Raw genomic sequence first — 5,744 nt, 5'->3', positions numbered from 1 at the left:
GACCCGATCCGCGGGCGCCCCGTTCGTTCGGGCACCCGCGCGCGCCCATAGGCGCGCGGCATCCGGGCGGTGCCGACGACGGCGGTCCGCCCGGCGTGCTGCGGGCTGCGGCGACGGGGCGCAGCGTCGCCGGGCAGGTGTTCCTGCTCCAAGTGGTGATCGTGCTGCTGCTGGTCGTGTCGGCCGTAGTGGCCCAGGTGCTCCAGGTACGGCACGACAGCGACCTGGAGGCCCGTAACCGTTCCCTGTCCGCCGCCGGTTCCTTCGCCAATGCCCCCGGTACGGCGGCCGCGCTGCGCGCACCGGACCCGACGGCGGTCCTCCAGCCGAGCGCGGAGGCGGCCCGCAAGGCGACCCACGTCGACTTCATCGTCGTGATGAACACCCGGGGCATCCGGTACACCCATCCCGATCCGGACCGGATCGGCAAGAAGTTCGTCGGCACGATCGGGCCCGCGCTGCGCGGAGGGACGGTGGTCGAGGAGCTGACCGGCACGATCGGTCCGCTGGTCCAGGTGGTCGTCCCCGTGCGGGACTCGGGCGGCAAGGTGGTGGGCCTGGTCTCGGCCGGCATCACCACCGCGCACGTCGGCGGGGCCGCCGACCAGCAGCTACCGCTCCTCCTCGCGGCGGCCGCGGCGGCGCTCGCGCTGGCCACGGCGGGCACGGCGCTGGTCAGCAGGCGCCTGCTGCGCCAGACCCACGGCCTCGGCCCCTATGAGATGACCCGGATGTACGAGCACCACGACGCGGTGCTGCACGCGGTCCGGGAGGGTGTGCTGATCGTGGGTGACGGCGGCAAGCTGCTGCTCGCCAACGACGAGGCGCACCGGCTGCTTGACCTGCCCGAGGACGCCGAGATGCGCAGCGTGCTGGACCTCGGCCTGGACGACGAGACGGCCGGGCTGCTCGCCTCGGGGCGGGTCGCCACGGACGAGGTGCATCTGGTCAAGGACCGGCTGCTGGCCATCAACCAGCGGCCCACCGATCTGCGCGGCGGCCCGCCCGGCAGCGTCACCACGCTCCGCGACTCCACCGAGCTGCGCGCCCTGTCCGGCCGCGCCGAGGTGGCCCGCGAGCGGCTGAACATGCTGTACGACGCCGGAGTGGGCATCGGCACCAGCCTGGACGTGAGCCGTACGGCGGAGGAGCTGGCCGAGCTGGCGGTGCCCAGGTTCGCGGACTTCGTCACGGTGGACCTGTTCGAGCCGGTGCTCAAGGGCGAGGAGCCGAAGCCGGGCACCGAGCTGCGGCGGGCGGCGTTCCGCGGCATCCGCAAGGACGTGCCGCTGTATCCGCTGGGCGAGCGCATCCGTTTCGTGCCGACCTCGCCGCAGGCGCGCAGTCTGGCGACCGGGCAGTCCGTGGTGGAGCCGGACCTCAAGGATGCGCCGGGCTGGCAGGCGCAGGATCTGGAGCGGACCGAGCAGATCACCGAGTACGGCGTCCACTCGCTGATCACGGTGCCGCTGCGGGCGGGCAATCTGGTGCTGGGGGTGGCGAACTTCTGGCGCTCGGAGAAGCCGCAGCCGTTCGACTCCGAGGATCTGGCGCTGGCGGAGGAGCTGGTGGCGCGGGCGGCGGTGTCCATCGACAACGCCCGCCGGTACACCCGCGAGCACAGCATGGCGGTGACCCTGCAGCGCAGCCTGCTGCCGCGCACCCTGCCCGACCAGGACGCCCTGGAGATCTCCTACCGGTATCTGCCCGCGCAGTCCGGGGTGGGCGGTGACTGGTTCGACGTCCTGCCGCTGCCGGGCGCGCGGGTGGCGCTGGTGGTCGGCGACGTGGTCGGGCACGGGCTGCACGCGGCGGCGACGATGGGCCGGCTGCGTACGGCCGTGCACAACTTCTCCTCGCTCGACCTGCCCCCGGACGAACTGCTGGGCCTGCTGGACGAGCTGGTGGCCCGGCTCGACCAGGACGAGACCCCGGAGGACGGCGCGGCCGCCGTCACGGGCGCGACCTGTCTGTACGCGGTGTACGACCCGGCGTCCCGGCGCTGCACCATCGGGCGGGCCGGGCACCTGCCGCCCGCGCTGGTACTGCCGGACGGCACGGTGGATTTCCCGGACGTGCCGGCCGGTCCCCCGCTGGGGCTGGGCGGGCTGCCGTTCGAGACGGCCGATCTGGAGCTGCCGGAGGGCAGCCGGCTGGTGCTGTACACCGACGGGCTGGTGGAGGACCGGGAACGGGACATCGACGAGGGGCTCGACCTGCTGCGCGACGCGCTTCGGCACGCGACGGGCGCCTCGCCGGAGGAGACCTGCCGGACAGTCCTGGACCGGCTGCCGGTACGGCCCACGGACGACGTGGCGCTGATCGTGGCCGAGACCCGCGTCCTGGGCGAGGACCAGGTCGCCCAGTGGGAGGTGCCCGCCGATCCGGCGGCCGTGTCGGAGATCCGCACCAAGGTGACCCGTCAGCTCGCCGACTGGGACCTGGAGGAGCTGACCTTCACCACGGAGCTGATCCTCAGCGAGCTGGTCACCAACGCCATCCGGTACGGCCGGGGCCCCATCGGCGTACGCCTGCTGCGCGGCCGGACCCTCATCTGCGAGGTCTCGGACGGCACCACCACCTCCCCGCACCTCCGCTACGCCGCCAGCACCGACGAGGGCGGGCGCGGCCTCTTCCTCGTAGCCCAGCTCTCCGACCGCTGGGGCACCCGCTACACCCCGACCGGCAAGATCATCTGGGCGGAACAGCCCCTGCCGTGATGCTCCGCCGGAGAGAGCGCCGCCAGGTCTGGCCGACCAGGTCGTGGCCGAAGCTGTGGTGACGGTCCTCGGCGGTGAGCCGGAAGCCGTGGCGCTCGTAGAGGCGGCGCGCGGAGCCGAGGACGTCGTTGGTCCACAGGGTGATCGCCTCGTACCCGGCCTCGCGGCGAAGGCCAGGCACTCCTCGATCAGCCGGGCGCCGACGCCGAACCCGCGGGCCGCCGGGTCGACGAGGAGCAGGCGCAGCCTGGCGGTGCGGTCGTCCGCGCGCACGCAGAAGACACAGCCCGCCCGCCGCCCGTCCACCTCCGCGATCCAGGCCGCCTGCGGTCCGGGTTCCTTGCCCTCGGCGTAGTCGGCGGCGACAGGCGGACCAGCGCCTCGAAGTCGGTGTCCCAGCCGAACTCGCGGTCGTACTCACCACGGGCCATGACCACCCAGCCCAGGTCGCCCGGCCGGCCCAGGGGCCGTACGACCGCCGTACGCTCCGTCATCGCGTCCTCCCGGAACCCTTCCGCCTCACTGAGACGACTGGAGGACGCCCGCGCGGAACGCACGCTGGTGCTCGCGGTGCAGCGGGGCGCGCTGCTGGACCTGCTCGCGACGGGCGACACCGGGCGCGTCACGGCGGCGGTCCACCGTCGACTGGCCTCGGCGGAAGGCCGATTCAGCCCAGCGCCTTGTCCAGGTTGAAGGCCGCGCTGATCAGGGCGAGGTGGGTGAACGCCTGGGGGAAGTTGCCCTGTTGTTCGCCGGTGCGGCCTATCTCCTCGGCGTAGAGGCCGAGATGGTTGGCGTAGGTGAGCATCTTCTCGAAGGCCAGGCGGGCTTCGTCGACGCGGCCGGCGCGGACCAGGGCCTCGACGTACCAGAAGGAGCAGATGGAGAAGGTCCCCTCGTCGCCGCGCAGGCCGTCGGGGCTGGCCTCGGGGTCGTAGCGGTAGACGAGGGAGTCGGAGACCAGGTCCTCGGTGAGGGCGTCGAGGGTGGAGAGCCACTTGGGGTCGGTCGGCGCGATGAACTTGGCGAGCGGCATCATCAGCAGGGACGCGTCCAGTACGTCGCTGTCCTCGCACTGGGTGAAGGCGCCCCGCTGCTCGGACCAGCCGCGGTCCATGATGCGGCGGTAGATGTCGTCGCGGGAACGGCGCCAGCGGGGCAGGTCGGCCGGCAGACCGCGGTGGTTGGCGAGACGGATGGCGCGTTCGATGGCGACCCAGCACATCAGCCGGGAGTACAGGAAGTTCTTCCGGCCGCCCCGCGTCTCCCACACCCCCTCGTCCGGCTGGTCCCAGTGGTCGCACACCCAGTTCACCAGGTGGCACAAGTCGTCCCACTGCGCGCTGGAGATGGGCTGGGCCCACTTGTCGTACAGGTAGATGGAGTCGATCAGGGCGCCGTAGATGTCGAGTTGGAGCTGCGAGGCGGCGGCGTTGCCGACGCGGACCGGGGCCGACCCCGAGTAGCCCTCCAGGTGCGGGAGTTCCCTCTCGGGCAGCTCGGCTCGGCCGTCGATGCCGTACATGATCTGGAGCGGGCCCTCGACGGCTCCGTCGCCGGGGCTGATGTGGGTGGTGACGAAGCGCATGAACGCCTCGGCCTCGCCGGCGAAGCCGAGCCGGAGCAGGGCGTAGACGGCGAAGGCGGCGTCGCGGACCCAGACGTAGCGGTAGTCCCAGTTGCGCTCCCCGCCGAGCTGTTCGGGCAGGCTGGTGGTGGGGGCGGCGACGATGGCGCCGGTGGGGGCGTAGGTGAGCAGCTTCAGGGTGAGGGCGGAGCGGTGCACCATCTCGCGCCAGCGGCCCCGGTAGCGGGACTGGGCGAGCCAGCGACGCCAGTAAGCGACGGTGGCGTTGAACTCGTGCTCGGCCTCGGCGTGCGCGCAGCCGCGGGGGGCGATCTCACCGCCCGCCTGGTCCAGCGCGAACACCGCGCTCTCGCCCTCGCCGAGCTTGAACTCGGCCCGCGCGTCCCGGCTGTCGCATTCCATGGCCACGGTGGCGGTGAGCGCGAGTGCTCGCTCCCCGGCGTCGAACAGCAGCAGGCCCTCCACCTCGCGCAGGGTGTGCGGGTCGGCGCCGTACCCGAAGCGGGGCGCGACCAGGGCGCGGAACGGCACGGTGCCGCGTACGCAGATCACGCGGCGGATCAGCCGATGCCGGCCCTCCTCGCCGGATCGGCCGGTGCCGACCGGCATGAAGTCCTGCACCTCGCCGACGCCCTCCTCGGTGAAGAAGCGGGTGATCAGCACATTGGTGTCGGGGAAGTAGAACTGCTTGGTGTGCGCAGGGACGGAGGCCGCCAGCTCGAACCGGCCACCGCGCTCGGCGTCCAGCAGCGCGGCGAACACGCTGGGGGCGTCGAAGGACGGGGAGCAGTACCAGTCGATGGTGCCGTTGCTGCCGACGAGCGCCACGCTGCGCAGGTCCCCGATCAGGCCGTGCTCGGCGATCGGCAGATAGCGGCGGCTCTGCCGGGTCTCCTGCTGGAAGGGCGTCTCGGCCATCGCTGCGGCCTCCCAAGGTGGTGTACGGCTGCCCGTCCAGCGTAGGCCGCTCGGGATGCGCGTGGGCGCCCGGCGGCCGATGGTGAGAGGGTGCCCCGTTCGGCGGCACCGGCACGGATGCGCCCATCCGGAGGAGGAGGCATCATGTCGAGTTCCACGCCCGAAGAGTCGCGGTCGATCGACGACCACTGCACCCCGGACGCCCTGCTGCACACCGCCCCGGCCAGGGACGTCACCCCGGAGGACCTGGTGATGGCGGCGGGCAGGGACGTCACCCCGAAGACCCTGGACTGGGCCCGCCGCAAGCTGGAGACGGAGGGCTCGGCGGCGATCGAGAAGCTCCTGCCCTAGCGGAAGCGCCCCTCGACACCTTTCACAGCGCCTTGCGGCGCATGAGTACGGCGAGGGTGAGCAGGCCGGGAGGCAGTGGCAGCCAGACGGTCAGCATGCGGTAGCCGAGCACGGCGGAGGCGGCCGTGGCGGCGGGCGCGCCGGACGTGGCGAGCGCGAGGACGAGC

General features: G+C 72.6%; 4 protein-coding genes and 1 pseudogene. 2 read left to right on the top strand and 3 right to left on the bottom strand.

Annotated elements, in window-relative coordinates; all coding sequences use genetic code 11:
* The first annotated feature begins 95 nt into the window (after positions 1-95).
* A complete protein-coding gene (locus GT030_RS30595) occupies positions 96-2,720 on the top strand; it encodes a SpoIIE family protein phosphatase/ATP-binding protein (protein ID WP_161203866.1) in 2,625 nt (874 codons plus the stop codon).
* On the opposite strand, the gene GT030_RS37465 is transcribed toward GT030_RS30595, so the two are convergent.
* From GT030_RS37465 to GT030_RS30580, 3 genes and pseudogenes are all read right to left on the bottom strand, one after another.
* Entirely contained in the window at positions 2,692-2,901 is a 210-nt protein-coding gene (locus GT030_RS37465) for a hypothetical protein (protein WP_346009779.1), read from the bottom strand. The genes GT030_RS30595 and GT030_RS37465 overlap by 29 nt on opposite strands.
* Before the next feature lie 23 nt (positions 2,902-2,924).
* Positions 2,925-2,993 (bottom strand): annotated as a pseudogene (locus tag GT030_RS37460) (GNAT family N-acetyltransferase); the annotation flags it as partial.
* A 394-nt stretch (positions 2,994-3,387) separates the two neighbouring features.
* Entirely contained in the window at positions 3,388-5,226 is a 1,839-nt protein-coding gene (locus GT030_RS30580; protein WP_161203865.1) for a glycoside hydrolase family 15 protein, read from the bottom strand.
* A 144-nt stretch (positions 5,227-5,370) separates the two neighbouring features.
* Here GT030_RS30580 and GT030_RS30575 point away from each other — a divergent pair, with 144 nt between their 5' ends.
* Complete coding sequence (locus tag GT030_RS30575) at positions 5,371-5,577, top strand: hypothetical protein (protein ID WP_030805020.1); 207 nt, start codon at positions 5,371-5,373, stop codon at positions 5,575-5,577.
* Positions 5,578-5,744 lie beyond the last annotated feature (167 nt).

It is taken from the genome of Streptomyces sp. SID1328 (genome assembly GCF_009865595.1).
GTDB lineage: Bacteria > Actinomycetota > Actinomycetes > Streptomycetales > Streptomycetaceae > Streptomyces > Streptomyces griseoluteus.
Note: the sequence above shows the minus strand (reverse complement) of the source record. Positions and strands in the feature narration are given on the sequence as shown.

Bases quoted from the DNA above. Each gene is read 5' to 3' on its own strand.
- GT030_RS30580 (WP_161203865.1), bottom strand. From the start codon at position 5,226: ATGGCCGAGACGCCCTTCCAGCAGGAGACCCGGCAGAGCCGCCGCTAT.
- GT030_RS30575 (WP_030805020.1), top strand. From the start codon at position 5,371: ATGTCGAGTTCCACGCCCGAAGAGTCGCGGTCGATCGACGACCACTGC.